The sequence below is a fragment of the Mycobacterium sp. IDUB_28 genome (genome assembly GCF_055419285.1).
The window spans coordinates 118674-145043 of sequence record NZ_JBVAXK010000001.1 but is presented as its reverse complement, the minus strand read 5'-3'; the positions used below and the strand labels follow the sequence as shown (position 1 = coordinate 145043).

Here is a 26370-nt window from a genome sequence, read left to right as displayed (position 1 = left end):
CACACTCGACGCCGCGGGCTCACCGCTTGCCCCAATCCCACGGCGGCGTCGTCAGCAGGCTCTGACCGGCGATGCGGGTCTCGCCGAAATCCTTGTGCAGTTCGATTTCGACTCCGCTGTCGAGGGCGTCGAGCAGCGAACGGGAATGGGTGACCACCACCACCTGCGTGTGGGTGGCTGCCGTGTGAATCAGTGCCGCCAATGGGCCGATGAGACTGGGGTGCAGCGAGGTCTCTGGTTCGTTGAGCACCATCAGCGAGGGTGGTTGCGGGCTCAGCAGTGCCGCGGCCCACAGCACGAATCGTAAAGTGCCGTCCGACAATTCGGCTGTGCGCAGCGGTCGCAGCATCCCGCGCTGCTGCAGGCGAAGATCGAAAAGGCCGTTGCTGACGTCGACGTCGAGGGTGGCGCCGTCGAATGCGTCGGCGACCGCGCGGGCCAAGTCGTCCAAGCCGGCCTCGATGATCGTCTGGACCGCTGCCGCAAGGTCTCTGCCGTCGTCGGAGAGCACCGGAGTGCGCGTGCCCACCTGCGGCTGTCGGGCGGGAGCGGCGGCATCGACCCGGAAGCCGTCGTAGAAGCGCCAACTGCGCAGCCGTTCGCGCACCGCCGCGAGCTCGGGAAGTGCTTGCGGATAGGCGTATTCGGTCAACACGCTGCGGTAGGGCGGCAGGTTTCGGGACAATTCGTCGAATCCGTCTGCATCGCCGCTGATTTCAGCTAGTTGACGGGTACGGCGCACCAAAGTGGTCGCGCGGCGCAGTACCGGCCCGGCGAACAACGCCTCGCGTTTGATCTCCGGGTCGCGTGCGAACGCACTACGGTGGCCGGCCATCTGCGGAATGCCGAGATCGACGAAATAACCGAAATCATCTGCGGCAAAGCCGAGTTCGAGTGACAACGGTCGGGTGCGGGTGGTGCCCTGGGCGTTGCCTTCCCGACGGGCGCCACGGAGCTGCTCGGGTCCGGCCCACAGCACCGATTCCAATCCACCTTCGCGGGCGAGCGAGCCGATCACCTCACCACGGCCGCAGTCGGCCAGCAGGCGAAGCGCCCGGTACACCGACGACTTACCAGTTCCGTTGGCGCCGGTGACAATTGACAGCCGGCTCAGCGGCAGGACCACCTCGCGCAGCGAGCGGTAGCCGCGGACAGCGATCGTTTGAAGCATGAAGGCGACTCTAGCGTCGGGCGCCGACAGCGTCGGAACACTCAGCCCAACACAGTGATTCGACTAGGGCACAGGATAAAGGATTGTCGTCCCGACTCCGGCCGGGTTGTAGTCGACGTGCACCGGGCCCAGACTGAACGGCAGGTAACCCGTGTTCATCAGGCCAGAGGAGATAACGGTGGGCGCGTAGTCGTTCGTGTTGAACGAGTACAGCTTCGTCATGCCACCTGAATCGGCGTACACCGTGATCATGGTGCCCGCCGGCAATGTCGAGGAGCCGATCACCGAGGAGGGCATGGTCCCATAGACGCCCCCGGAGTCCACGATGGACGGCACCATCTGGAGGGGTCCGCTACCTACCCTGACGTAAAGGTTGGTGATGGGGGACCCGTTCAGCGAGACAGTCGGGCCGCCCAGATCGTTGGGGCCGAAACGCAACTCCTGCGCCGGCATGTTGATGGTGACGCCCTGGTTGAGATCACCCGGCAGCGCCTGCGTCGGGATACTCGGTCCCGGCCCCACCGCGTTAGGTCCCAGGCCCAGCACGCCGTCAACGCCTGCCGAGGCGAAATACGCGTCGAACGGGGTGACGAACGGGTTCCTGATGACATTGGACAGGTATGCCTGGATCGCGAACGGCGAGGTCGGTAGCGACAACAGGACGACATTGACACTGGTGGGCGCGGTGACGATGCCGTTGCCGAAGTCCACCGTGGTGGGGAAGGTGGCGTAGAGATACGTCAGGCCACCGCTGTACGCGCTGATGTTGAGGCCCGTGGGCAGGCCCATCTTGAGCAGGCCGGGCAGTCCGCCGATGTCCTTGATCTGCATGACCAGACCTTCGGACCCGGTGTCCACGAGGATCGGCGCGTTGCCGCCGCCGTTCACTGAAATGTTCACCACCGGCTCGGTATTGGCGACGGTGGGCATGGGGATCGTTCTGCCGTCCAGACCCGCACCGCTGACGCCGGCCCCACCCCAGACCATGCCACCAACGCCGCCGGTGCCGCCCATCCCACGGATGGCGTGCGACGGATCGCTGGGGCTGTTGAATCCACCCGCACCACCGTTTGCGCCCGACCCCAGCAGGTAAGCTCGCCCGCCGGCTCCACCGGCTCCGCCGAAGGCCACCGTAGGCGAAGCGCCACCGGTTCCCCCCGCGCCGCCATTGCCGTACAGCCAGCCGCCGTTGCCGCCCGCCCCGCCCGCGGCGTTGAGGCCGCCGTTACCGCCGGCGCCGCCGTTGCCGATCAGGCCTGCCGAGCCGCCGTTACCGCCGGCCAGACCGCCTGTGGTCTGCGAATATCCGGCGCCGCCGTTGCCCCACAGGATGCCGCCGGCCCCGCCGTTCGGGCTGGCGGCAGTGCCGTTGGCCCCGTCGCCGATCAGGGGCCGCCCCAGCAGGAGCTGGGTCGGTGCGTTGATCGCGTTGACGAACGGGTCCAGCACAGTGGCCGCGGTCGCCTCGGCCGAGGCGTAGGACCCGGCCGCTGCCCCCAGCGTCTGCAAGAACTGCGCGTGATAGGCGCTGACCTGCGAATTTATCGCCTGAAACTCGTCGCCGAAATCGGCGAACAGCGCCGCTACTGCGGCCGACACCTCGTCCGCGGCGGCAGCGGCCACTCCGGTGGTGGGGAGGGCGGCGGCCGCGCTCGCCGAGTGCAGCGACGTGCCGATGTTTTCCAGATCGGCTGCCGCAGCGGTCAGCCAGTCTGGCGACACGGTTAGCAACGACACGTCGCCCCCTTAACGTCCATCTCCGGTGTGAGCGCTAAGCCTATCCAGATCCCGCCGAGACATCGCGGCTTTGCGCAACACCGGCCGCGGCTCATCCGATACTCACACAAATAACCTGTCGGGGCCTGTCGAAAGGCCGACGGGGTCCGTCGTCCCTGCCACCCGCCTGCGGCCGAGTCAGTCCAACGACGGGACACGGGTCGCAGTCGGCAGGTGAGAGACCCGTCCGAGATCCGGACACTGGGTTGACAAGTGCGCTCCACCTGCGCATTAAGAATTCGTCAAGGGCGATGTTGGACCTTCTACGGCATGAACACCATCGACCTTGCCGTTGTAGGCATCGGCTGTGGAATCTTCGCTTGGGCCTTGGCGCGGTACGCCCCGAGAACAGTGTCGGGCGCAGGCCTGGCCGCTCAGGGCGTGCTCGGCGTCTACACCGGGCTCATGGTCCGCAACGTATCGTTCGCCGCCCTGGGTTCGCACTGGCCGATCGTCATCGCCATCACCGTCAGCACCCTGATCGTCAGCGTCGCGGGCGGCGCGCTGCTCGGTCTGCACAAGGACGTCAGTCCGCTGACCGGGGGTCTGGCCCTGGTGGCCGGCGGCTCGTGCGGCCTCGTCGCCATCGCACGCGACCTCGGCGGCGATGACCGGGTGGTCGCGGCCGTTCAATACCTGCGCGTGGCGCTCATCACCGCGTCCATGCCCGTCGTCGTCGCAGTCTTCTTCCACGGCACCGCCGCCGAGGGCGCACATGCCGACGACACGTCTTCCCGATCGATGATCGTCACGCTGCCGCTGATCGCGGCTATCGTGCTGGTGGGCAGCTTCGCCGGTCGGTCGATGCGGCTGCCCGGCGCGGGATTGCTGGGACCGATGGCCATCACGATTGCGCTGGAGTTCTCCGGGCTGGTACAGGGTTTCGCCGTTCCGATGCTGCTGGTCCAGGCCGGGATCATGATGATCGTCTGGCAGACGCTGCTGTCGTTCGACCGGCAATCGCTGCGCGCCATCCGACGGATCCTGCCCGGCGCGTTCGCGCTGATCGTGATCCTGAACCTCGCCGCGGCCGGCTTGGGTGTGGTGCTGGCCGACGAGGCCGGCCTGAGCTCGCTGGATGGTTACCTGGCGACGAGCCCCGGCGGTATCTACGCCGTACTCGGCACCGCCGCGGGATCGGGTTCCAACGTCACGTTCGTGATGGCGGCCCAAGTGATCCGGGTGGTCCTGATGCTGTTCGCCGCGCCGTTCATCGCGAAAATGTTCATCCGGTTCAGTGCCCCCGCCGCGGCGCCGCACTCGTCGCGCCGGGAACTGATCCCCGTCGCCGCGTAACTCACCCGCCGGACCTCGTTGTGGCTGATCAGTGCCCCGCTGATCGGCCACGACTGGTTTTAGCGGCCGTCCAGAAATCGTCAAGAATCCGCCAAGTGCAGCAAGCCAAACTCATAGAAAGCGCCAAAGTTTCAGAAAGGGGATGAGATCATGGGGGCTGTCACCGACACTCGCACCAGGGACGAACTCTTGGGCAAGAACGCGGCACACCCATCCCGGGGCACTCGGCGCCGGCCGATTTCCGGACCGTCGGTGTGGAACCGCGACAGCTTGCACGCATGGGACTACCTGATCGGGGTGGGACCACGCCAGGTGGCGGCATGCCTGCGCATCCGCGACAACCTGCGCCGCCGCGGCCGCAGGCTGGAGACGATCGTGGCAGCGGACTTCCGGGAGCCCGAGCTCGTCGAGATCGCCCGCGCCATGCGGCACTGCCTGCGGCTGGGGCCCGGATTCTGTGTGCTGCGCGGCCTGCCGCTGGACGGCTGGACGGACGAGGAAGCCTCGATGTTGTACTGGGGCCTGGGTACCTACCTGGGTGAGCCGCAGCCGCAGAACAAGCAGGGCGACCGTGTGTACCTGGTTCAGGACACCGGGCAATCGGTGGCCGAGGCCCGCGGCTCCAAGACCAACTCCGCGCTGATCTACCACACGGATTCGGCCTGCGCCTACGCCGGCAGCCGGCCCGACATCCTGGGGCTGCTGTGTCTGCGCAAGGCAGTGTCCGGCGGTGAGTCGCTGATGGTCAGTGCGCACACCGCCTACAACGCGATGCTGGCCGCCCACCCCGAGTTGGTCGACGAGCTCTACGGGCAGTTCTGCTTCGACCGTTCGCACGAGACCGAGCCGGGCGAAAACCCGTTCACCGATGGCGCTATCTTCACCGACACCACCGACGGTGTCCGGATCCGCTACAACCGGTTGCACATCGAACTCGGCCACTACCGCAGCGGTCGGCCGCTCACCGACCGGCAGCGCCAGGCACTCGACGCCTTCGACCGTGCACTGGGCGACGCCGCCAGTGCCGTCGAGTTCACGCTGCACCCGGGTGACGTGCTGTTCGCCGACAACTACACGACCCTGCACAATCGCCGCGCTTTCATCGATTCGCCCGACGTGCACGCCCGACGCTGCCTGGTGCGCCTGTGGCTCGCCGGCGAGCCGCGTAACTGACCGTCGACACGACTGTCGGTGCGGGCCTAGATTTCACGCTGACATCCCAATTCGGAGAGCGCCCAGGCCCGCACGACAAAGCCACCGCGAGCAGCACGAAGTTCACTGGGGAGAGGCAGACATGTTGAGGCGACTGGCCGCGTTCACCGTCAAGCGCCCGAAATCGGTGCTGGCGGCCGTTCTGGTCCTGCTGGGGATCAGTGTCGTGCTCGGCGGATCGGTGTCGGACAAGCTGGGCACCGGCGGAAACACCGACCCGGCATCGGAATCCTCGAAGGCCGACGAGTTTCTGGACCAGCACTTCGGCACCACCGCGAATCTCGTCGTTCAACTGCTGCCGCGGGACGGCACCATCGACAGTCCCGAGGTCGCGGCCATCCGGGATCGAGTGCTCAAAGTCGTCGCGGCCGAGCCCAAGGCCAAGATCACCAGATCCTTCGGCGACGAGGGAGCCGCCGACCTACGCAGCAAGGACAGTCGTTCCGGCCTGATGCTCGTCCACGTCGGGGGAACCGCCGACGAAGCCGCCGAGACGGCCAAGCGGATCATCGCGAATCTGCCCCACGACACCAGCGTCACGGTGCGTGCGGGTGGCGCGCTCGGCGTGCAGCAGGAGATTCGCGACAAGGTCAAAGGCGACCTCAAGACCAGTGAGAGCATTGCGGTGCCTATCTCGTTGGCGGTGCTGGTCATCGTGTTCGGCGGACTGATAGCGGCCGTACTGCCGGTGGTGGTCGGAGTCGTGTCCATCGTGTCCACCCTGTCGGTGTTGCTGCTGATGACAGCGGTCACCGATGTGTCAGTGCACGCCCTGACCGTCACGACGGCATTCGGCCTCGGGTTGTCCATCGACTTCGGCCTATTGATGGTGTCGCGGTTCCGGGAGGAACTGGCCAACGGCAAAGACCACCACCCGGCCGTCATCGCCACGGTCAACACCGCCGGGCGCACCATCTTGTTCAGCGCGGCGACTGTCACCTTGGCGATGACCAGCCTGTTGGTGTTTCCCACCTATTTCCTGCGGTCGGTCGGTCTCGCTGCGACGGCCACCGTGCTGCTCTCGGCGTTCGCCGCGATCATCGTCCTGCCCGCACTGCTGGCGTTGCTCGGCAAGCGCGTGGACTCGCTCTCCGTCATCCGCCGTAAGGTGCCACCCTCGGCCGACTCCCTGTTCTGGCGGCGGTTCGCCGAGGTGGTCACGCACCGGCCGCTGCTCTACGCACTGCCCGTGGTGGTCCTGCTGTTGGGTTTGGGCATTCCATTTCTCAACGTCCAATTCGCCACGCCCGATGAGCGAGCCCTGCCGACGGACTCCAGTGCGCGGCTGGTAGCCGAATCGCTGCAGCGGGACTTCACGCTGGATCCGTCGCAGGCGATCACCCTGGTGACCCGCAACGATGCCACCGTGCTGCAGAACCTGGCCCCGGACATCTCGCGCATGAACGGCGTCGTGCTGGTCACGGGCCCCATCGGCCGGTTCGAGAACGGTCAGGCGGCCGGGCCGACGCCCGCGGTGTCGGGTTCCAGCTACGCGATCGTCTACCTCTCGGTTCAGGCCGACTCCGATACCGCCCAACACATCGTCCGCGACATCCGGGCCAAGATCACCAACCGCCAGGTGGAAGTGGGCGGACCGACCGCCACGCTCATCGACAGTCAAGCCGCGATCGGGGGCAAGCTCCCGTTGGCGATCGGGCTCATCGCCGGCGCCACCTTCATCCTGTTGTTCCTGTTCACCGGCAGTGTCGTGGTGCCGGTCAAGGCACTCGTGCTCAACCTCCTGGTTCTGAGCGGGGTGCTGGGCATCATGGTGTGGGTATTCCAGGAGGGCCATCTCGCCGGCCTGCTGGGCATCACGCCTGCGCCGCTGAATCTCTCGATGGTGGTGCTGTTGTGTGCCATCGCCTTCAGCTTGTCCGTCGATTACGAGATCTTCCTGCTCAGCCGCATCAAGGAGGCCCGCGACTCCGGTCTGTCGAACACCGCGTCGACGGTCATCGGGCTGGGGCGCGTGGGCCGGATCGTCACCAGCGCGGCGCTGTTGCTGACGATCACGTTGATCTCGTTCGCCAACGGTCTGTCATTCATGAAGATGTTCGGCATCGGCACCGCGCTGGCCGTCGTGATCGACGCCTCTATCATCCGCGGCATCGTGGTCCCCGCCTTCTTGCAGCTTGCCGGCGACTGGAACTGGTGGGCGCCAAAGCCGTTGCGGTGGCTGCACTCTCGAGTCGGTATCAGTGAAGCGCCGGCCGACGAGGTGCCGGAGGTTCCGGTCGCGGCAGCACCGGCTGCCCCGATGCCCGAGGAGACGCCGGTGCCGGTCGCCGTCCCCCCGGTCCCCGTGGCCGTCGACCACGCCCCGGTCCGGCCGCCGAGCGATGTCGAGGTCATCCCCGGACACCACCTGGTGGCCAACGTCAACGGCACCGTGATCGTGGTGGCCCACCGCGAGCGCTCGGAGTTGTCGGCGCACTCGCTGGCGGCGCAGCAGATGACTGCCCTGTCCGACATGGTCCGGCGCTCCAGCCCGCAGAAGCTCGTCGCCGCCTTCCAGCAGCTCGCGCGCGAGCCGTGGGATCGCACGCTGGTCGACATCGGCATCGTCATGCCGACACCGACGGGCCTGGAGATTCTGCTGTGCGGCAGCGTCACCGTTGCTCTCGACGAGGGCACCGGGCAGACCATGTTGCGCGGCCGCGGACGTTTGGTCCACCGGTCGCTGCCGGCGCCGGCCGTCGCGGCGGTCATCACCGTCGACGAGTTCGACCCGCGGCCGCGGCCGGTGGCCCAGGGCCAAGGCGTGTACCGGCTCTCCGACGGAACCGTGCCGGGCCAGGGCGCCGTCATCTGGTCGACCCGCACACCGTCGTCGCGCGGGCAGGCGCCGGCGATGTCGGGAGACCAGCCGCTGTACCGGTCGGAACCCGCAGGCAGCGGGAGGATTGCCGCTGCGCCGCCGGCTGGTGCGCCGCAGCCCAAGCGCTGGGTTTCCCTGGACGACGGGTCGCGGATCGAGCTCGAACGCGACTGCGTCATCGGCCGGGATCCGAACGGATCCGATGCGGCCCAACAGGGTCTTCGTCCCGTGCGCATCGATGACCATTCCGGTGAAATGTCCCGGGCCCACGCCGAAGTCCGCATCGTCGATGCGTCGGTGGTCATCATCGACCGCAACTCGACCAACGGCGTGTTCGTGCGCGAACCGCACCAGCTGCGCTGGTCCAGGCTCACTGCCTGGGAGCCGGCGGTGTGGCGGCCCAATGCCTATGTCCAGATCGGCGGGCGGATTCTGCGGCTGCACGAGACGACCGCCGACGCGTTGCAGCGCGGTCCACGGGTCAATGTGCACCACGGCGTACCGCGCTACCCGCACCCGGGACCGGGCCACGCCGCCGATATCGAGAGATAGTCGGGCGGGCAATTAACTGGACGCGCCTCGAAGCGGGTGCGCGTGGGCCGCCCGCGCGGCACTGTCTCGGCAACCACAGTTGAGCTAACGTCTAGTGCGGCAGGCATGCCGCTGTCGTCGGAGAAAGAGGGTGAGCGCGTTGGCCATCCGCATGATCGCCGCCTCGACCATGGTGATGGCGTCCTGTGCATTGCCCCTCGCGCCGACGGCGAGCGGGGACATCGGTCGCCTTCCCATCCCGCAGCTTCCCTGCAACCTGCCTTCGGCGCGAAGCTTCATCATCTGGCATCACGCGCCGAGAGCCGAGGACACCGCCGAATTCGCCCCGGAGTCCGACATGTACAGCTGCAAAATCACGCTCGAAACGTGGCGTGCGGGCCAGCCGGCAGGACCTGGTTACTGTTCCAAGATCGCGTGGGCGATCGACAATCCCAATTACACCCCCAATGTCTACCCCGCCCCGCCGTTGAAGAAGGTCATCGACCAGGTAGGCGACTGCTGACTTGGCACATCCGGAGCCACCGCGTTGACCGCGATACCGGTCATCGCGCTCACCGGCCACCTGGGTGCGGGCAAGACGACACTACTCAACCATCTGCTCCGTAGTCCCGATACACGAATCGGCGTGGTGGTCAACGACTTTGGCGACCTGAACGTCGACGCCGCGCTGGTGGCCGGCCAGGTCGACGAGCCGGCGTCAATCGCTGGAGGCTGCATCTGCTGCCTGCCCGACGACGGCGGTCTCGACGAGGCGCTGGTCAAACTCGCCGACCCGGCGCGCCGCCTGGATGCCATCGTCGTCGAGGCCAGTGGCCTGGCGGATCCGGTGGCGATCGCCCGGATTATCGGCTTTTCCAAGTTGTCGCGAGTGCGCCCCGGTGGTCTTGTCGACGTCGTCGACGCGGTGAACCATTTCGACACCGTCGACTGCAGCGTGTTGCCGCCGGTGCGTTACGGCGTCGCTTCACTGATCGTGGTCAACAAGCTCGACCAGATTCGGGACAGCGAGCGCCCGGTGCTGCTGCGGCGCATCGAAGAGCGGGTGGCACAACGTAATCCCAGAGTCCAGGTGGTGGGCACCACGGGCGGACGGATCGATCCCGCATTGCTGTTCGACCCCGCCGAAGGACCCGGCGAGCAGTCGGGGCAGCTGTCGTTTCGGGAGTTGTGGGCCGACTCCGCGCATGCGCACGACCATGTTCATGCCGACGCTGTCACTGTCCGCAGCACCGGTTGTGTCAATCCCGACGCACTCTTCGATCTGCTCGAACTGCCGCCCTCCGGGGTCTTCCGGCTCAAAGGAATTGTCGCCGTGCGGCATTCCGCCGCTGTCAGAACCTACGTCGTCAACGTCGTGGGTAGCGCAGTTCACGTGAGAAAGGCACCGCCGCGGGCCGTCGGGAATTGTCTGGTCGCCATCGGGATGGATTTCGACGTCGGCACTGTCCGCGCCCGACTCGACGAGGCGGTGCAACCCGTTGCCGGGACGGCGTCGGCGACGGGGCGGCGGCGGCTGCAACGCTATCTGCGACTCAGTGTGTGAAGATACGTCCCGATGTCATCCTCGCTCACCGACGTGCTGCTCACCATGGATCTGCGCCGGGTCGGCGAATGGTCTTTCGTCGGACAGCAGTTGCCCGCGCCGGCCCATCACATTCTCGGTGGGCACATCTCGGCCCAAGCTCTGTTGGCGGCGAGTCACACGGCGCCGGGACGGGCGCCGCACAGTGTGCACACCTATTTTCTGCGCCCGGGTGATTCCCGGCGGCCGGTGGACTTCGAGGTCGTCAACCTGCAAGAGGGACGGACCTTTTCAGCACGCCGGGTCACCGCCCGTCAGGACGACAGAATCCTGATGGAAGCGATGTCGTCGTTCAAAATCACCGGCCGCACAGCCGCGCGGTTCGAGTACCAGCCGCCGATTCCCCAGGTGCCCGCACCCGAGACGCTGCCGTGGGTGCCACCGCACCTGGCCGAGGCCGAGTCGGGCACCGGGCGGTATGCAAGCCTGTGCTGGTTCGAGCGCCGCATCGTCGACGTATCCACCGAGCCCCCGGCTCGGTCGGCGATGTGGTGGCGACCGGACGGGGAGGTCCCTGACGATCCGGTACTCACCGCCGGTCTGGTGGCCTATCTGTCGGCGGTGACGTTGACCGAGCCGGCGTTCGCCGCGCGCGGGGGAGTAGGTGAATCGGCGCAGCGTGACCATTCGGTGTGGTTCCACGCTCCTGCGGTGTTGTCGGAATGGCTTCTTTACCGACGGTCTTCGCCGAGCAGCGCGGATTCACTGGCGCTGGCCAGTGGGACGATGTTCAACCGCAACGGCGATCTGGTGTGCAGCGTGCGTCAAGAGATGTATTTCCCGCCCGCCCGCTGAATGCGCCCAACCAGTGGGATCCGAACAGCGTCAACCGGTTACGCCTCCGGCGCGGATCGCTTCAGTAGGCGAGACCAGCGAGCAGCGGCACCAGCGTCAACGCGAGCGAGCGGGGCGAATCGTCACCAAATACCGCGCTGTATTGGGTGACCCGTCGAATACCGAGATGCAACCCCCGGTTGTAGGTGGCTTCAGACATCGCCCACTGCGGATCCACCCAGGTGTACCAGCGGGGCGACAGGGATGGCCCGGGCGCGCCAGCGAGCAGTTCTCCGACGGCTTCGCCGGCTTTGTTTCGGAGCTGCCAGGGGCTGTCGGCCTCGCAGTCGATCTCGGCGCACACGCGATCATCGGCATCATGGACGGTGAGTTTGTCCGGATGCTTGACCCTCAGCAGAGCCGTCTTGGGACGTGCGCTTCGCGCGAGCTGACCGCCGGTGACACCGGTGACCGTGACTTCCGCGGGCGCGTCGTTGCTCGAACTGATCTTCGCGAGCAGCCGGCCGTCGGCGCCGAGTAGTTCGACGTGGATGTCGTTGCCCGCGTCCATTCCGGTGGCAGACACCAACTTCCACATCCGTTGTGCCATTCGACCGCCGCTGTGCACACGCCTGGTGACGGCAAGCACGTCACCGCCGGACGTTCGCAGCTCCCATCGATGATCATTGGTGGTGAGTCCGGCGACGAACGCCGCCGAGATCTCGCCGCAGCGGCTGATGTCATCCAATGACTGGGCGATGGGATGCTTGGGCACTACGTCCATCGCCGAATTGTCGCGTGCGTTGTTCTGGCCGTGGCGGCCGGTACCTCCGACTCGTTGCGGCGACTCGGAAATTGACACCGGACCTGTGCCGATGGACGGGCACCGGATGTGCTGCGCGAAGGTTCGCCGCACTGACGCGGACAGCCATCTGCTTGCTCCTACGAAATGCCGTGCACAGCAACATAATTCGTCACCGTGACGAATCGTGCTGGGTTAAGCCACCCCAGGCGCCCAGCTCATCGGGCAGTCGCTGACCAGTGGTGATCAGCCACGCTGAACTTCCCGGGCTGAACTCTCCGGCACGGGAAAGTCGGGTATCGGGGACAACAGGCGGACCCTAGGTCTGTACTGAGGGTCACGCGCGGTTAGCCGAGAATTTGCGGAGGCGAGCATGACGACGTCGGGCGGTCCGGCGGGTCAACTTATGACGCTCGAAGAGCGAGCGCAGGCCGGACCGGGCGCTGACCTTGTTTCGAGGGCGGGGGAGTCAAGGGGATCGGCCTCGTCGGAGCCGCAGCTAGCTCCTGCCCCGACGCCAACAGCTTGTTGCCCTCGGCCAGCTTGCGGATGATCTGATCCGGCGTATGCCGCCGGCGCTTGTTCGATGCCAGGTCGTTGGTAATTCTTCCTAGCCCACAAGCCGGGCCACAGAGTCCCACAACGACTGGACCACTACGACGGGCTCACCTCACCCCAGCTTCCTACTCGGCGACGGAGCTGGCGGTGACATGCACAATGCCGAAGCCGGTGCCTTCGCTCGACCGATGAGCCCATAGCTAGTAGCGCCCCGCGGCGAGAAGACGGGCGGGCGGTAGGGTGTCGGTCCCAATCAATAACCTGTTTCCGGTGTGAGATACCGAGAGCTCGAAAGGTGCGGGTTTATGTCCTATAGCGATTCCCGAGACAGGTATGCGAGGCCGAGTGCGGCTAGGTATGTCAGCAGCGTAGGAAGCATCCACGATCGCGAGGGGGTGGCCGTCGCGGCCCATCGGCGAACGCGCACGCTGCGGAGAACTCCCTTTCGGCGTGCAGTCCCTGCGGAGCCCGTGGACGGATTATGAGACTGGAGCACATGTCGTTAGCAAATTTCCGCAGTTGCGAGGATGTCGAAGTGGAATTTGCCGATGACCTCACCGTGTTTGCCGGAGAAAATGCAGCGGGCAAGAGCGCCGTGATCGACGCACTCAGGTTGGCGACCACTCCGGCAATCGAGGGAAGTGGGCTAAGTTTCATCGCCGAGTCAGACCCGACTCGCGGCACTGACGAGACCACTGAGGTCAGGATTGCGGCTTCTTACAGTGGACTCACCAGCAGCGAAAAAGCGATCTTTGGCCGAACTGGTCGATGGCGACGATACGTTGACTTACGGCACCTCATATTCGCGTGACCCCGATCTCCCCTACTGGCGATCTGCCCGGCACTCGGTGGGGCGACTTGGCGTCGATGATCCGGAGCCCATCAATCGAAAACGGATCGCCCACGTCTATCTGCCACCGCTACGTGACGCGATCCGCGAATTGGACTCCCGAGGGGAACGCATAGCCGAGGTCTTGAAGGTTTTGACGTCAAGCACAGAAGAAAAGCCAAAGCGCGAGAGATTTACGGCCGATGCCAACGCAGCGCTGAGTTCAATCGCGTCGATGGATCTACCGAAGGCAGCGCGTGACCGGATCGCCGACCATATGGACCGGATCACCCCGCCGTCGCGACACCACGATGTGCAGCTTGTAGGCAAAGACCAGGACCTCCGCCGGCTTGCTGGGCTGCTCCGTGTACAGCTCGCCGACGAGCACATTGATCCGATCCGGTTGGCTTCGTCCGGCCTTGGTTACGCGAACCTGGCTTATATCGCCACCATCATCGTGCAATTGGTCAACGCCAAGGATTACGACTTGACCTTACTTCTGGTGGAAGAGCCTGAGGCGCATCTGCATCCACAGCTGCAGGCCGTATTGCTGAAGTACCTTGAGGATCAAGCCGCACAGTCGCGGCGCAGGGCTGAAGCTGACCACACGCTTGAACCCGCTGGACGTGTGCAGGTGGTGGTGTCTACGCACTCACCCAACATAGCCAGCGCGGTGTCGGTGGCCAAACTCGTTGTCACCTCACGCGCCAGAGCCGTCGAAGCGACGCCTAGCGGCGGGTGGCGAACGGAGGCCACGGCGTTGAAGAAGCTCGGCTTGTCACCTCCAGAGGTACGCAAGCTCGATCGCTATCTGTCGGTGACTCGGTCAGCACTGTTGTTTGCCCGACACGCTGTGCTGGTCGAGGGCATCGCCGAAGCGATTATCATTCCCGAACTCGCCCGTCTCGCGTGCGCCGGCGATGAGGTGAAGCTGCGCCACCTAGCAGCCACGTCGTTCATCGCCATAGACGGGGTGGACTTCGAGCCGTACCTGAACCTTCTGCTCAAGGGTTCAGCACACCGCGTCGACCAGGTCATCGTTGTCACCGACGGTGACCCGGTTGACAAGCCGGCGCCGTGCAAGCTTGGAGAACAGCGCCGGCAACGGTACCTGACAGCGTTCCCCGACGAGCCCCGCCTCGAAATATTCGTTGGCGGAACAACTCTGGAGGCCGAACTGTTCTCGATGGTCGCTAATGAGGCCCTGCTCAAACAGGCCTACCTCGCGATGCACCCGCGATCGGAGGACAAGTGGGAGCAGTTGTTCAGTAAGCTCGGCGAAGATCCCGCAATCCGGGCGAAGGCCTTCGCCGACGCGATCAAGACCAAAACCGGTGAGATCGACTTAGGCAAAGGCGATTTCGCCCAGCTAGTATGCGAGGCCATCGCACAAAGCCGCGGGGAGGACGCTGAGGCAACCTTCACCCCGCCTTCCTACCTCGCGAGCGTCATCAGCGCATTAATGAATGGCGTCGCCGACACGCCCGGTCCCGGAGACTCGGATGCCGACGGAACTTAGCGGTGCGCAACAAGCCGTGCTAAACCCCGAGATTCATCTCGTGGAAGCATGCCCCGGCGCGGGCAAAACACGAGCGATCGTGGCGCGGTACATCGCGAGAGCAACGTCGAAAGGCACAGCTGCCGCACTGCTTTCGTTCACCAACGCCGCAGTCGATGAAGCAGCGCGCCGTTGCGCAAACGTTCCCCAAGCGACTCAAGCACCAAACTTCATGGGCACTTTCGACAGTTTTCTTCGCCGATACCTCGTCACACCGGTTTTCACCCGCCAAAATGAGAAGCCGCCCCGTTACGTCGACACATGGAATGACCTGCCTGCCAACGTGTTTGGCACCCGCCTGCGATTCGCAGGCGTGAACGGAACAGGACTTGCTCTGGCACACTTCCACACCGACATTAGCGGCAGCTTGCACTATCCATCCGGGGACGCCGCCGCGGCACCCGCGGACGATCGCCCATACGCGATCGAGCTTGCCAAGGCCGGCTACAAACCCTCGGATCTGCGCAAACTTGCTGAAGCCAAAGTCAGACAGCTCACCTCATCAGGTATCTACGACTGCGAGCAGACACGCCTCAAGGCTCTTAGCGTGCTGCGCGAACCAGGCATGGCATGGCTACATGACCGGCTGGCTTCCCGGTTCAGCGAAATAATCGTTGACGAATTTCAAGACTGCTCGGTGATCGAACACGAGATCTTGCGATCACTGCGCTCGTTAGGCATCGGTGTCGTCACTGTCGCGGACCCCGACCAGGCCATTTATGAGTTCCGCCAAGCCGAGCCAAGCAGCTACGTCGACTATAGGAGCGCTCTCGACGTCGATCAGGTGGTCTACTTGGACGAAAATTGGCGATCATCGCCCGCGATCTGCGCTCTAGCCTCAAGCCTGCGGTCCATCAGTAATCGACCGATTGTCTCGCGCCGCGACGCATCCCAATCACCGCACGCCGACATGATCTACGTGACGGTAGGAAGGCCGAAGTTTGCTCGCGCTGAATTCAACAGGCTCGCTGATGAATTGGACGTCGAGGCCGGGCAGAGGCTCATCCTGGCGGCTACCCGCAGAGCAGCCGCCACCTTGTCGGGACGGATCGATAACGTTGGCACCGCGACTACCAAGACCGGCCGAGTCATCAGAAGTGTAGCCACTTTACGGTATTCACGGAGCGCCCGCGAGCGCCTCAGCGCTATGTCCACGATCGAAGACGAGCTCCTGAAACTCATCAAACTGCCGGACAACCTGCAGGGGTCCGTCCGCCAAGAGCAACTCGACGCCGCAGCACTGAGCCAGTCGCAGTTACGGGTCATGGTCTCGCGACTCGTCGACGCTTCCGCACAGTGGACCGACGCCGACGCCGCAACAGAATCGATCCGTGCGACAATCACCGTGCTACTTGCCAACATCGCCCTCGGCCATAAGCCGGTCAAGCAACAGTTCAAATCGGCGAAGTCCGCGGACTTCAAGGCTTACACGAAGGCAGCATCGACTACCGGACCGCAGACCGAAGTGGCTGGTGCACATATCCATTCGGTCAAGGGCGGTGAACGGGATGCCATCCTGCTGCACATCGAGGACGAGCCGGTCGGCACCCGTCCGCATATCCTAGATTTGTGGGCGTCGGACAATACTCACGAGGCGCGACGTGTACTTTATGTCGGAGCGAGCCGGGCGCGCAGGCTCCTTGTCCTGGCGGTTAGCCCGCAACACTTGGATGCTCTTCGAGCCGTACTAAGAAGCACCGGAGTCGCCACGGTATATCTTGAGGAGGTTTAACGCCGCCCCCGTCGCACGCCGCCAGCCGTATCCGAGGTGCTATCTGCGATGTGCGCGAAATCCTCGATAGATGCCGCATACGAGGCCCGTCGGGTGAATACCTACGGCCTGTTGGCCCAAAAGGCACAAGACCACTGCGCCCGCACGAGATTCCGTTTGCCGCGGCGACCCGGCCGAGGCAGCAGGCGGATTGTTCATGCATAATATCAGTTATGCATGAACGGTATGCATCTGGATTGCGTCGGGATGCTTTGACGTTGATTTGCCACCGTGGGGCGGCCCCTATCTGCCATTCGGGGCGTAAATAGATTGCGAGGCAACATGTCTCGCAGTCACCGGCCCCCCGCCGTGCTTGGCGTTACTCCCACGGGTCCAGACATCGCACTCCGAGTGGTTCGAAGTGTCGGGTGTTGCGGGTGATGACAATCTTGTTGGTGGCCGCAGCGACGGCCGCGATCAACGCATCGTCGTAGGGTGCGTGCTCTGGCACACGGTAGGTGGCCAGGATGCGGGCCGCGGCGAAGTCGAAAGCCAGTGTCCGGGAGGCAAATACGGGCAGCACCTTGCCGTCGAACCAGCGCCGCAGGTGTTGTGCCTGGATCGGGTCGGTGCGTTCCTTGACGATTACGCCGCGTTCAATCTCGGCCAGTGTCGTAGCCGCGATGAACTGTTCGGAGACTTCTACCGAGTCTGCCCATGCTGCCACGGCCGGGTTGCGTCCCGGCACGCGCAACGCCGACACCACGTTGGTGTCGAGCAGGTAGGTCACAGTTCTGGGGTGCGGGCGCGCAGTCCCAGACGTTCGGGTTCGAACTCGATCTCAGCGCCGGAATCGGCGGCCAGCAGCACTGACATGGGGACCTCTTCACCCGACAGTCCCGCGGCGAGGATCGCGCGGGCTTCTGCCTCGACGGAGTGGTGATGACGAGCAGCGCGGACTCGCAGCGCCGCCTTGGTCCCCTCGGGAAGGTTGCGAATAACTATCTGCTCCATAGCTCGATGATATCAGCTATTTGATATCATCACGGTTACTTCTCATTGGCTGCGCGACTGCAGGAACGGGTCAAATTCCCGCGGCGGAAGCCGCGGTTGATGAACGCGGCGTCACGGCCGGAGCCGGAGGAAGTGCTCGTGATCAAATCACCCGATCTTGTCGGGGGCAGGAGACGCGGCCTTTATGAAGGTTGCGTGTGGCGCTCGATCGCAGCGCCGAGCGACACCGTCGACATCGTCGATGAGTGCAGCTGGACTGAGGCGGACCGGCTCACCACCGGTCAGCAGATTGGCAATGGCGGCGATAGGCCTTCATCGTGTGCGCCGAAGGTTTACTCGCCTGCCGATGATCCAAGAACTGCTGGAACTACTCGGGGATCTCACCGACGGCCGGCACGACGGCAGCAGCTTCAACAACGCCTTCGGCGACGGAGTAGCCAAGATCGGTCTCGTTCGGCGCAGCAGCAGCCCGACAGACAAACGATGGATAATCAACGTTACCCATATTATTGGGCTCTGCGCAGCTCAGGACCTGTGCGAACAGGAGACGCGGCATCACCTACATAACGTCACAGTGACGAATTAAGCAGTCACGCCGGACTTCGAAGGCGCGGAGCGTCCGCCGCTGTTAAGTATTTCTGGACTGTCGATGGCCATGTCCGGCGCTGTCAGATAGTCCTGGATTCAGACTCAGCGCCGCCGGCCGAAGATCCGCAGGCATGGGCAGGGACCTGGGCGGGTGTCACTGCCAGACATTTCTGGAACGGAGGGAGAGAAATCGGACAGCTACCAGGAATGCCCGGATTACTCCCAGGTAGTTCCGGATGGGACAGTTAGACCGAAAGAACCGCCCTCTTCCCAAAAGCGGTCCCACGGTATTGCCGATAAGCGACATTATGTCAAGTAAACCACTGCATTTTCATCGGATGAATCATGCAACGTTTGTGTGATCCTCACCCGTCGAGGCGGTGCCGATCGTCGTAACTCCTGGACGCCAGGGGTTTTCGGTTGATTGCACTGAAGGGGCGCACTGATCAGATCAACTGTAAGCGTGCGCATCTACGAACTGTTCACACTCCACGACACAATTCGACCAGACTTGATACCGCAGGTATCCAGTAAACCAGTGCATATTGCATCAGATGAATCATCGCGCTCCTCCCATCGTCTTCGGCTGCGGTGCAGGACTTTCCGCCCGTCATGCCTACGGTGCAGACTCGCGCGCTCGTAGAGACGAATGCATCCGCGCGCCCTTCCCCGCGTGGATCGCCGAGAAATCGGCTGCCGTGCGGCAAGGCTCCGTAACACCCGTGAAGGTGCGCGTAGATGGCGGCACCAAGCCCACGCAGAAGCCGACCTTGCCCTCGGCGGCGACGCGGCGCCTGAGTAATGCTGCATATTGCGATATCCCGCTTCGGGACAACGGTTTCAATCGCCCTCCACGCCCTGCCCGGGCCTAACTGATGGCGCCCCGTTCCAACGCCCACCGATGCTGGAAGGTCAATACTTCGGCAGCGATCTCGAAATCGGCGTCGTAGTGGAGCAGTGTCACATCATGGGCATTGGCAAGGGTGGCGACCAGGAGGTCGGCCATGCCGACGGCGCGATGGCGACCCTTGCTGGCCAGCGACCGCTGCGCATCCAGCGCCACCTGCCAGTGCTCATCGTTTGTCGGCAGGTACTCGTATGCGAGGCGGCGATCTGACCACAGCTGTGTGTACTCCGCGGCGGTCCGGGCGCTGTAAAGCGCTTCGGCATCGAGCTGGGCGGTGGTTGCGACCAATCCTGCCTCGATGAGCGGGGCAAGTCGGTCGGCGACGGTGGGGTGTGTCATGCGCGCCGCAGCACTGGTGTCGATGAGATACCGAGCTACTACCGCCACACATCACCTCGTTGACCAGGGTCAGCCATCTCCCTCATACCGCCAGCCTTCAGCCATGCGACTTGGCGTGCGCGAGCAGACGCCGCCGCAGCCTGCTGCAAGGCGATCCGGACCGTATCTGATACGCCGGACGTCTTTAGTTCCTTCTGCGCGGCCGCCAACAGGTCATCATCGAGGTCAATCAAGCGCTTTGTCATCTGGCTGCCCCACCTGGATATATACGAAACCTTGATCAAGTATATACACCTGCGGCGTCGGGCGGCTACACCATGCCGCGGACGGAGAATATGCAGCAATCGAATACGCAGGGTTACCAGTAAATGTCGCTGTGTTCATCCTGCGCGAGCGGGCGCGGCACCTCAACAGCAGCGGCCTGTTCTCCCTCACACGCCTTCGCCACTTCAGCCATCACAGGGGGTTCGATAAGCAGCCGCAACTCCACCAATTCGTCGAGTTCGGTACCAGACAGCTGCGTCACCCGGAAGCCGGTGTTGGGAACCACTTCCACCATGCCCTTGCACCAGATCCAGCATCGCCTCACGCACGAGAGTGGCCGAAACTCCAAGCAAGTCGGCGAGATACGGTGCCGGATAGACGTGTCCGGGCTGCATCTGACCGGTGATCAGGGCCGACCGTAGCACCTCGGTGACCGGACCGCGAAGGGTAGTCGGAGGTGGAGACGGCGGGGGTGTTCATGTGAAATGTCCTCTGCTCGGTGGTGTCTTAGAACCGGACGGCGTCGACGAAGTTGGTCCGAGGCTGTCCGACGCTCATAGATCGAGGACGATGCGTAGTGCCGCATCAACACGGCGCATCTCATCGAAGGTTAGGAACCCGACGCTCTTGCCGAGTCGGCCCGGGTCGACTGCGGCCGCCTGTTCGGCAAGCACGCGGGTGTTCCCGCCGCCGATTTCAACTTCGGGACGAAAGCTGGCGGCACGAGCCGACGTGGATGTTGGTGCAACCAGCCACGTCGACAGGGGCAGTTGATCTGACTGGACTACTACGGCGTAGCGGGAACCGGACTGCTCGTGACCGCGACTCCCCCGCGGGGCACGCAGCTGAAAGACCTCACCACGCACGCAACGTCTCCATGTCGCGCAGCACCTGGATGGCCTCAGCGCGGTCGGACTCGTCTTCGGCAAGCCTTTCCGCCTCGGCACGAATCGCCGCGCCGGCCTTCCGTCGTGCGGCATCGATAAGAGCAGATCGAACGGCTACGGACACGGCGGTTCCGTCTTTGGTCAAGACCTCCAGCGCCATCAATGTGTCTTCGTCGGGCCTGAAGGTGATTGTGTCAGCCATTACAACAGTGTACGACGTTTTGTAAGACGACCGCTGGATCCAAATGAGCGCTTTTTCACCCAGCAGCGGCAACTCCAGCAGCGCTTATTCGCCGACAACCGGTGTGGCCGGTAGCAGACAGAACATGCACGTCTAGATCGTCTCGGCCATTGCTATCCAGCAGCCCCCGCCCCGGGGCTTCCGTCACAGCGACGGGTCGATCAGGTTGTCGAGGTTGCGCCGGGTTTACCTGCGAGAGATTCTTACGGCGACGAATCAGCTCCGCTGGGCCGATGCCGGAACGAGGCAGCGGTCGAAGCTCTGCCACCGGCGTGCCGTCCCGGTTCTCACTCGTTCGTTCGGTGCCTGCGTTTCAGGTGGAAGCTTCGGCATCCAAGCGAGCGAGGGTGTCGCTCAGCTGATCTTTCGTCACCAGCGGGAACTTCACTTTTTCCAGCAATTTCTTGTCAGTGACCTTCGACCAGTCATAGGTGTGCCGGACCAGGGTCTCGTTGGGCCCCTGCGCCTCCAACTCCCACAGCCACTCCCAGCCGGGCGGCTCAGTGCCCGCCGGCGCGGTCTTCCACGCCACCAATTTGTCCTTCACATAACCGGATACGTGGTTGTCCGTTTTGTATTCGCCGCCCATGTGGTCGCCCTGCATGTTCATGGTGAACACGTCGCCGACGCGCTGGATCCGGTCGGCCTGGTCCACGCTGCGGACGAACCCAGACCCATCGAGAGCCGGGTGTCGATTGGGGTTGGTGAGGACGTCGAAGACCGCATCGACGGGCGCGGCGATTGTTCTTTCGACGGTGACCATCTCGTTATTGCTCATACCCTGACACTGCCCAAACTTTCTCGGGGTGAAACGTTGCCGCGTCCGTGTCACACCGTGGCCCGCTCCCCAGTCTCTCGATCATTTGGCGAAATCGCGCAGCACCTCTGCCATCGCCTGCGGCTGATCCTCGGGGATCAGCGTCCAGGAGTCGTCGATAATCACCTTCCTCGCGTCGGGATAGAGCTCGACGAGGCGGTCGGCATGTGACAGCGGCATCATCCTGTCTTCCCTGGCCCAAACCACCAGCACCGGCCGGTGGAAACTGTTCATTCGGTCGGACAGTTCGATCAGCCGCCGGCGCGACGGCGCCCCGGTGGCGAACTTCACCAGATCCCTTCGCACAGCCCGGTTTTCGACGGCGGGGCGAAACCACTCGTCGAACAGCGCGTCGGGTATCGGTGATTTGCTCAGAGCGCCGTAGGCCCGAGTGCTGTGGCGGAAGAACTGGGTTCCCAGCATCTTGCTGAGGATCCAGCCACCGCCCGGCAATCGGCACAACATCGCTGCGGGCCTGGCGGGTTTGGGCGGGTAGTTGTCGAACGCGGTGCACGATGCCAGCACCATCCGTCCGATGCGTGTGTCCCGACCTTCGGTAATGACGAATTGTCCACCGCCCCAGTCGTTGAGGACGAGAGTCACGTCATCGAGTGCGAGAGCGTCGAGGAAATCGGCAAGGATTGCGGCCACACCCATTTCGGAGAGATCCGCGTCGTGGTTCATCGGTGTGGTGTGGGCGCCCAGCGGAAGTGTCGGCGTGATACAGCGGTACTCCGGCAGCAGTGGCAGGACTTTGCGCCACTGCCGGCCGTCCATCAGCAGACCGTGGCCGAATACCAGGATCGGGCCGTCGCCGCCGGTGTCGTCGTAGTAGATCCGGCCGGACGGCAGCTCGACAGACGGCACATCTGCTCCTAGATAGATCGTTCTAATCAGACTCAGGATATGATGCCGACGAGCAGCGCGCAAGAAGGGAAGCGTCATGGCGGATGCCAACACTCGCAGCCGGATTCTGGCCGCGACGGCCGAGCTCTACCGACGCCAGGGCATGCCCGCCACCGGCCTCAAACAGATTTCGGCAGCCGCGGGCGCTCCCTTCGGCTCGATCTACCACCACTTCCCAGGCGGCAAAGAGGAGATCAGCGTCGAAGTCATACGGCTCGAAGGGATCCGCTACGGCGAGTTCGTCGGCGCGCAGTTGGCGGAGACCGACCCACTAGACGGCATCCCGACGTTGTTCGAACACGCCGGCAAACTGCTGGAGTCCCAGGACTACAGCGAAGCGTGCTCCATCGAAACCATCGCCCTGGAAGTCGCCAGCACCAACGAGCGGTTACGACTCGAGGCCGCTGAAGTCTTCGATAATTGGCTGACCCGCCTTGCCGAGTGGTTCAACCAGCTCGACATCACCGACGAGGACAGCCGGCGCTTGGCGACGATCACCCTGACTGCCCTCGAAGGCGCCTTCGTCCTCTGCCGTACCATGCGCTCGATCGAACCAATCATGTTCGCAGGGTACGGAGTTCAAGCGGCAGTGCGAGCGGCTGTCCACTCCGGCCCGGCCACCTGAGCTAGGTTGGTTCTGACACCTCAGCCTGCCACCGACCGCGCCGTTGCTCGTCGGTCTGCTCCCACCACGGCGGCGAACCACGTTCACCCAGAGCGACTTTCGCGGCCTGCACACCCGCCCGGGAAGCCGATTCCTGCGGTGTTCCCTTGGTGCGGCGCACTTCTCGACGCCAAGCCATCAATATCCGGACCAGCTCGACCCGGCGCTCCTCGGGAATTGACGGATCGGTGGCCCGCCAGCGCCGACCGTCGACCATGATGTAGCGTCCGTCGTCGGTCGTCTCCGGTCCGTCCACCAAACGATGATATTCGCGCCACATGTCGATCCGATACGAATGGCCCGGCGCCATGCCGCACACTGAGGAGATGAACGTGAGTCTCCCGAGCCCGGCTGCGCCGAGCGCAGCGCCCTCGCCCGCACCGCGAATCCAGGTGCCGACGTCACTGCGGCCGGCATGAGCGGGCCCGCACCGCGCCGATTGGATGGCCTGTCCGACGTACGCGCGTTTTTCCACAACAATGTCGTGCCGCTGTACTTCATCTCGCCGACCCCATTCAATCTGCTGGGGATCGACCGCTGGATCCGAAATTTCTTCTACCTGACCTACTTTGATTCGTTCGAAGGCACGCATTCGCGCGTGTTCGTCCCCCGCCGCCGCGACCGCCGCGACTTCGATTCCATGGGCGACGTCTGCAACCATCTGCTGTCCGATCCCGAGACGCTGGAGTTCATCGCCGGCCGCGGCCCCGGCGGCAAGTCCTGCTTCGTGATGATGGACAGCGAAACCCAGTCCCTGGCACGCCAAGCGGGCCTGGAGATCATGCATCCGCCGGTGGAGCTGCGCGAGCGCCTGGGATCGAAGATCGTCATGACGCGTCTGGCGAACGAGGCTGGCGTGCCGAGTGTGCCGCACGCCATCGGGCGGGTTGGCTCCTTCGACGAACTGCAGGCGCTCGCCCAGAACGCTGGCCTGGGAGATGACCTGGTCATCTCCATCGCGTACGGCGCCGCCGGCAGCGGGACATTTTTCGTGCACGGTCAGCGTGACTGGGATCAGCACGCGGCCAACCTGATCGGTCAACAAGAAGTCAAGGTCATGAAGCGCATCCGCAACGTGGAGGTGTGCATCGAAGGAGCCGTGACCCGTCACGGCACGGTGATCGGTCCCGCGATGACGAGTCTCGTCGGTTATTCGGAGCTGACTCCCACCCGCGGCAGCTGGTGCGGCAACGACATCTGGCGCGAAGTGCTGCCGCCCGACCAGACCCACGCCGCCCGCGAGATGGTGCGAAAGCTGGGTGACGTCCTGAGCCACGAAGGCTACCGCGGCTACTTCGAGGTGGACCTCCTGCATGACCTGGACTCCGGCGAGCTCTACCTCGGCGAGGTGAACCCGCGGCTCAGTGGCGCAAGCCCGATGACGAACCTGACGACAGAGGCCTACGCCGACATGCCCCTGTTCCTGTTCCACTTGCTCGAATACATGGACGTGGAGTATGACCTCGACATCGAGGAGATCAACACGCGCTGGGAGCGGGGCTACGGCGAGAACGAGGTCTGGGGTCAGGTGATCCTCACCGAGACCTCACCGGACGTCGAGATTTTCACCGCGACGCCGCGCACCGGCGTGTGGCGGATCGACGACGACGGTCGCGTCTCGTTTGCGCGGTCGGCCAACGACTGGGCCACGCTGCTCGACGGGTCCGAGGCCTTCTACATGCGGGTCGCGTCGCCGGGCGACTTGCGTTCGGAGGGTGCACAACTCGGCGTGCTGGTCACCCGCGGGCATCTGCAGACCGACGATTATCAGCTCACCGAACGCTGCAAGCGCTGGGTCAAGGGCATGAAGGCCAAGTTCGTCTCCACTCCCCTGGCCCCGGCCTCGCCCATCGTCTCGCGCCTGGTCGCGCGGGCCTGAGCAACGCCTCCATGAGTCGCGTCCCGGCCGGGGTGTCGTTGGCAAACTGGCTGTCAGCGCCCTACGCGCAGTGGTCTTTTCAGCACGTCGAGGACATGGTGCCGACCGTGGCGATATCGCGCGGCAACGGGCCGGTCGCGTCGTTGCCGGTATCCCGCACAGCGGTGGCGGACATTGAGGTGACCAGAACCGGTGGGACCGCAACAACTGTCGGCGCGGTGATGGCAGCCACCGCTACCGACGGATGGGCTGTGTGCCACCGCGGGATGATGCTGGCCGAGGAATATTGCACCGACCTGAAACCCGAGACCAGACACCTGTTGTTCTCGGTGAGCAAGTCTCTGGTGGCAACCGTCGTCGGGGTGCTGCAGGAATCGGGCGCCATCGAAATCGACGCGCCAGTGACGACATATGTTCCCGCCCTGTCGAATTGCGGTTACCAGGGTGCGACGGTGCGCAATCTGCTGGACATGAGATCAGGTATCGCGTTTTCCGAGAACTACGACGACCCGGACGCCGAGATACACCTGCTCGACCAGGCGATCGGGTGGGCGCCCAGAAGCAGTCCGGCCGCCGTCCCCACACTCAAAGAATTCCTGCTGACCCTGCGGCGGAAAACCGTGCACGGCGGCGCCTTTCAATATCGCTCGTGTGAAACCGACGTACTCGGCTGGATCTGCGAAGTGGCCGGGACCCAACGCATGCCCGAACTCATGTCAGAGTTGTTATGGAGCCGTATCGGTGCGCAGAGTGATGCCACCATCGGCGTAGACAGTTCAGGCACCGGCTTTTTCGACGGTGGCATCAACGCCACTCTCACTGACATGATCCGGTTCGGCTCGCTGTTCCTGCGCGACGGTGTCTCGTTGACGGGGCAACAGGTGGTGCCTTCAGCCTGGATCGCCGACACCCTCAACGGCGGACCCGACTCCCGCCATGCGTTCGCCACCAGCCCCGACGACAACGAAATGCCCGGCGGGATGTATCGCAACCAGATGTGGTTTCCCTACCCGGGCAACAACGTCGTGTTGTGTCAGGGCATGTGCGGCCAGATGATCTACATCAACCGCAGCGCAGAAGTGGTCGCGGCCAAGCTGTCCGCGCAGTCGAACTCCCACGAGCCGCACATGGTGGATACGCTGCGCGCGTTCGACGCGGTCGCCCGCGAATTGGTCTGAACGCCTGAGCCGTTGGCGTCGGCCCGGATGAACAGGGTCGAGAA

At 64.1% G+C, this 26370-nt stretch carries 25 protein-coding genes; 13 read left to right on the top strand and 12 right to left on the bottom strand.

Annotation, left to right across the window (positions count from 1 at the left end; all coding sequences use genetic code 11):
* Positions 1-19: 19 nt before the first annotated feature.
* A complete protein-coding gene (locus ACZYZ9_RS00730) occupies positions 20-1171 on the bottom strand; it encodes an AAA family ATPase (RefSeq protein ID WP_463824329.1) in 1152 nt (383 codons plus the stop codon).
* Positions 1172-1234: 63 nt separating this feature from the next.
* Complete coding sequence (locus tag ACZYZ9_RS00725) at positions 1235-2908, bottom strand: PecA family PE domain-processing aspartic protease (protein WP_463824328.1); 1674 nt, start codon at positions 2906-2908, stop codon at positions 1235-1237.
* A 309-nt stretch (positions 2909-3217) separates the two neighbouring features.
* On the opposite strand from ACZYZ9_RS00725, the gene ACZYZ9_RS00720 reads away from it, so the two are divergent.
* From ACZYZ9_RS00720 to ACZYZ9_RS00695, 6 genes are all read left to right on the top strand, one after another.
* Positions 3218-4243, top strand: a complete 1026-nt coding sequence (locus ACZYZ9_RS00720) for an AbrB family transcriptional regulator (protein WP_463824327.1) — start codon at positions 3218-3220, stop codon at positions 4241-4243.
* Between the two features lie 150 nt (positions 4244-4393).
* A complete protein-coding gene (locus tag ACZYZ9_RS00715; RefSeq protein ID WP_463824326.1) occupies positions 4394-5416 on the top strand; it encodes a TauD/TfdA family dioxygenase in 1023 nt (340 codons plus the stop codon).
* 121 nt (positions 5417-5537) lie between these two features.
* Positions 5538-8828 carry an MMPL family transporter gene (locus ACZYZ9_RS00710; protein ID WP_463824325.1) on the top strand — a complete coding sequence of 1097 codons (3291 nt, stop codon included), beginning with the start codon at positions 5538-5540 and terminating at the stop codon, positions 8826-8828.
* Between the two features lie 139 nt (positions 8829-8967).
* Positions 8968-9330, top strand: coding sequence for a hypothetical protein (locus tag ACZYZ9_RS00705; protein ID WP_463824324.1), 363 nt, complete (start codon positions 8968-8970; stop codon positions 9328-9330).
* A gap of 24 nt (positions 9331-9354) precedes the next feature.
* Complete coding sequence (locus ACZYZ9_RS00700) at positions 9355-10371, top strand: CobW family GTP-binding protein (RefSeq protein WP_463824323.1); 1017 nt, start codon at positions 9355-9357, stop codon at positions 10369-10371.
* A 12-nt stretch (positions 10372-10383) separates the two neighbouring features.
* Positions 10384-11205, top strand: coding sequence for an acyl-CoA thioesterase (locus ACZYZ9_RS00695; RefSeq protein WP_463824322.1), 822 nt, complete (start codon positions 10384-10386; stop codon positions 11203-11205).
* A gap of 61 nt (positions 11206-11266) precedes the next feature.
* Here ACZYZ9_RS00695 and ACZYZ9_RS00690 read toward each other — a convergent pair whose 3' ends face one another.
* Complete coding sequence (locus ACZYZ9_RS00690) at positions 11267-12046, bottom strand: hypothetical protein (protein WP_463824321.1); 780 nt, start codon at positions 12044-12046, stop codon at positions 11267-11269.
* A gap of 979 nt (positions 12047-13025) precedes the next feature.
* Between ACZYZ9_RS00690 and ACZYZ9_RS00685 the strand changes: the two genes are divergently transcribed.
* Genes ACZYZ9_RS00685 through ACZYZ9_RS00675 form a run of 3 tightly spaced genes read left to right on the top strand, consistent with a single transcriptional unit; the run spans position 13026 to position 16663 of the window.
* Positions 13026-13355, top strand: a complete 330-nt coding sequence (locus ACZYZ9_RS00685; protein ID WP_463824320.1) for an AAA family ATPase — start codon at positions 13026-13028, stop codon at positions 13353-13355.
* Entirely contained in the window at positions 13297-14892 is a 1596-nt protein-coding gene (locus ACZYZ9_RS00680) for an ATP-dependent nuclease (RefSeq protein ID WP_463824319.1), read from the top strand. Before ACZYZ9_RS00685 ends, ACZYZ9_RS00680 begins: the two co-directional genes overlap by 59 nt.
* Positions 14876-16663: a UvrD-helicase domain-containing protein gene (locus ACZYZ9_RS00675; RefSeq protein ID WP_463824318.1), complete on the top strand. Its 1788-nt coding sequence runs from the start codon at positions 14876-14878 to the stop codon at positions 16661-16663. Before ACZYZ9_RS00680 ends, ACZYZ9_RS00675 begins: the two co-directional genes overlap by 17 nt.
* A 358-nt stretch (positions 16664-17021) precedes the next feature.
* On the opposite strand, the gene ACZYZ9_RS00670 is transcribed toward ACZYZ9_RS00675, so the two are convergent.
* Together ACZYZ9_RS00670 and ACZYZ9_RS00665 are read right to left on the bottom strand one after the other, a co-directional pair.
* Positions 17022-17432 carry a PIN domain-containing protein gene (locus ACZYZ9_RS00670; protein ID WP_463824317.1) on the bottom strand — a complete coding sequence of 137 codons (411 nt, stop codon included), beginning with the start codon at positions 17430-17432 and terminating at the stop codon, positions 17022-17024.
* Entirely contained in the window at positions 17429-17656 is a 228-nt protein-coding gene (locus tag ACZYZ9_RS00665; protein WP_463824316.1) for a FitA-like ribbon-helix-helix domain-containing protein, read from the bottom strand. The genes ACZYZ9_RS00670 and ACZYZ9_RS00665 overlap by 4 nt, the downstream gene beginning before the upstream one ends.
* A gap of 346 nt (positions 17657-18002) precedes the next feature.
* Here ACZYZ9_RS00665 and ACZYZ9_RS00660 point away from each other — a divergent pair, with 346 nt between their 5' ends.
* Positions 18003-18242 (top strand): hypothetical protein, encoded by a 240-nt coding sequence (locus ACZYZ9_RS00660; protein ID WP_463824315.1) that lies wholly within the window; start codon positions 18003-18005, stop codon positions 18240-18242.
* An 870-nt stretch (positions 18243-19112) separates the two neighbouring features.
* Here the strand turns inward: ACZYZ9_RS00660 and ACZYZ9_RS00655 are convergent.
* The 6 genes from ACZYZ9_RS00655 to ACZYZ9_RS00630 all read right to left on the bottom strand — a co-directional run bounded on the left by ACZYZ9_RS00655 (position 19113) and on the right by ACZYZ9_RS00630 (position 22566).
* Positions 19113-19538: a PIN domain-containing protein gene (locus ACZYZ9_RS00655; RefSeq protein WP_463824314.1), complete on the bottom strand. Its 426-nt coding sequence runs from the start codon at positions 19536-19538 to the stop codon at positions 19113-19115.
* Between the two features lie 310 nt (positions 19539-19848).
* Positions 19849-20049, bottom strand: a complete 201-nt coding sequence (locus ACZYZ9_RS00650) for a hypothetical protein (RefSeq protein ID WP_463824313.1) — start codon at positions 20047-20049, stop codon at positions 19849-19851.
* A gap of 259 nt (positions 20050-20308) precedes the next feature.
* Entirely contained in the window at positions 20309-20620 is a 312-nt protein-coding gene (locus ACZYZ9_RS00645) for a type II toxin-antitoxin system PemK/MazF family toxin (protein ID WP_463824312.1), read from the bottom strand.
* Entirely contained in the window at positions 20610-20843 is a 234-nt protein-coding gene (locus ACZYZ9_RS00640; RefSeq protein WP_463824311.1) for a hypothetical protein, read from the bottom strand. The genes ACZYZ9_RS00645 and ACZYZ9_RS00640 overlap by 11 nt, the downstream gene beginning before the upstream one ends.
* Positions 20844-21195: 352 nt before the next feature.
* Positions 21196-21660, bottom strand: a complete 465-nt coding sequence (locus tag ACZYZ9_RS00635) for an SRPBCC family protein (protein WP_463824310.1) — start codon at positions 21658-21660, stop codon at positions 21196-21198.
* Positions 21661-21741: 81 nt separating this feature from the next.
* Positions 21742-22566, bottom strand: a complete 825-nt coding sequence (locus tag ACZYZ9_RS00630) for an alpha/beta fold hydrolase (protein ID WP_463824309.1) — start codon at positions 22564-22566, stop codon at positions 21742-21744.
* 76 nt (positions 22567-22642) lie between these two features.
* Between ACZYZ9_RS00630 and ACZYZ9_RS00625 the strand changes: the two genes are divergently transcribed.
* Positions 22643-23230 carry a TetR/AcrR family transcriptional regulator gene (locus ACZYZ9_RS00625; RefSeq protein ID WP_463824308.1) on the top strand — a complete coding sequence of 196 codons (588 nt, stop codon included), beginning with the start codon at positions 22643-22645 and terminating at the stop codon, positions 23228-23230.
* Position 23231: 1 nt separating this feature from the next.
* On the opposite strand, the gene ACZYZ9_RS00620 is transcribed toward ACZYZ9_RS00625, so the two are convergent.
* Complete coding sequence (locus tag ACZYZ9_RS00620) at positions 23232-23525, bottom strand: hypothetical protein (RefSeq protein ID WP_463824307.1); 294 nt, start codon at positions 23523-23525, stop codon at positions 23232-23234.
* Between the two features lie 159 nt (positions 23526-23684).
* Between ACZYZ9_RS00620 and ACZYZ9_RS00615 the strand changes: the two genes are divergently transcribed.
* Both ACZYZ9_RS00615 and ACZYZ9_RS00610 read left to right on the top strand, forming a co-directional pair.
* On the top strand, positions 23685-25148 hold the full coding sequence (locus ACZYZ9_RS00615; RefSeq protein WP_463824306.1) for a biotin carboxylase: 1464 nt from the start codon (positions 23685-23687) through the stop codon (positions 25146-25148).
* A gap of 11 nt (positions 25149-25159) precedes the next feature.
* Positions 25160-26326 (top strand): serine hydrolase domain-containing protein, encoded by a 1167-nt coding sequence (locus ACZYZ9_RS00610; protein ID WP_463824305.1) that lies wholly within the window; start codon positions 25160-25162, stop codon positions 26324-26326.
* The last annotated feature ends 44 nt before the right edge of the window (positions 26327-26370 follow it).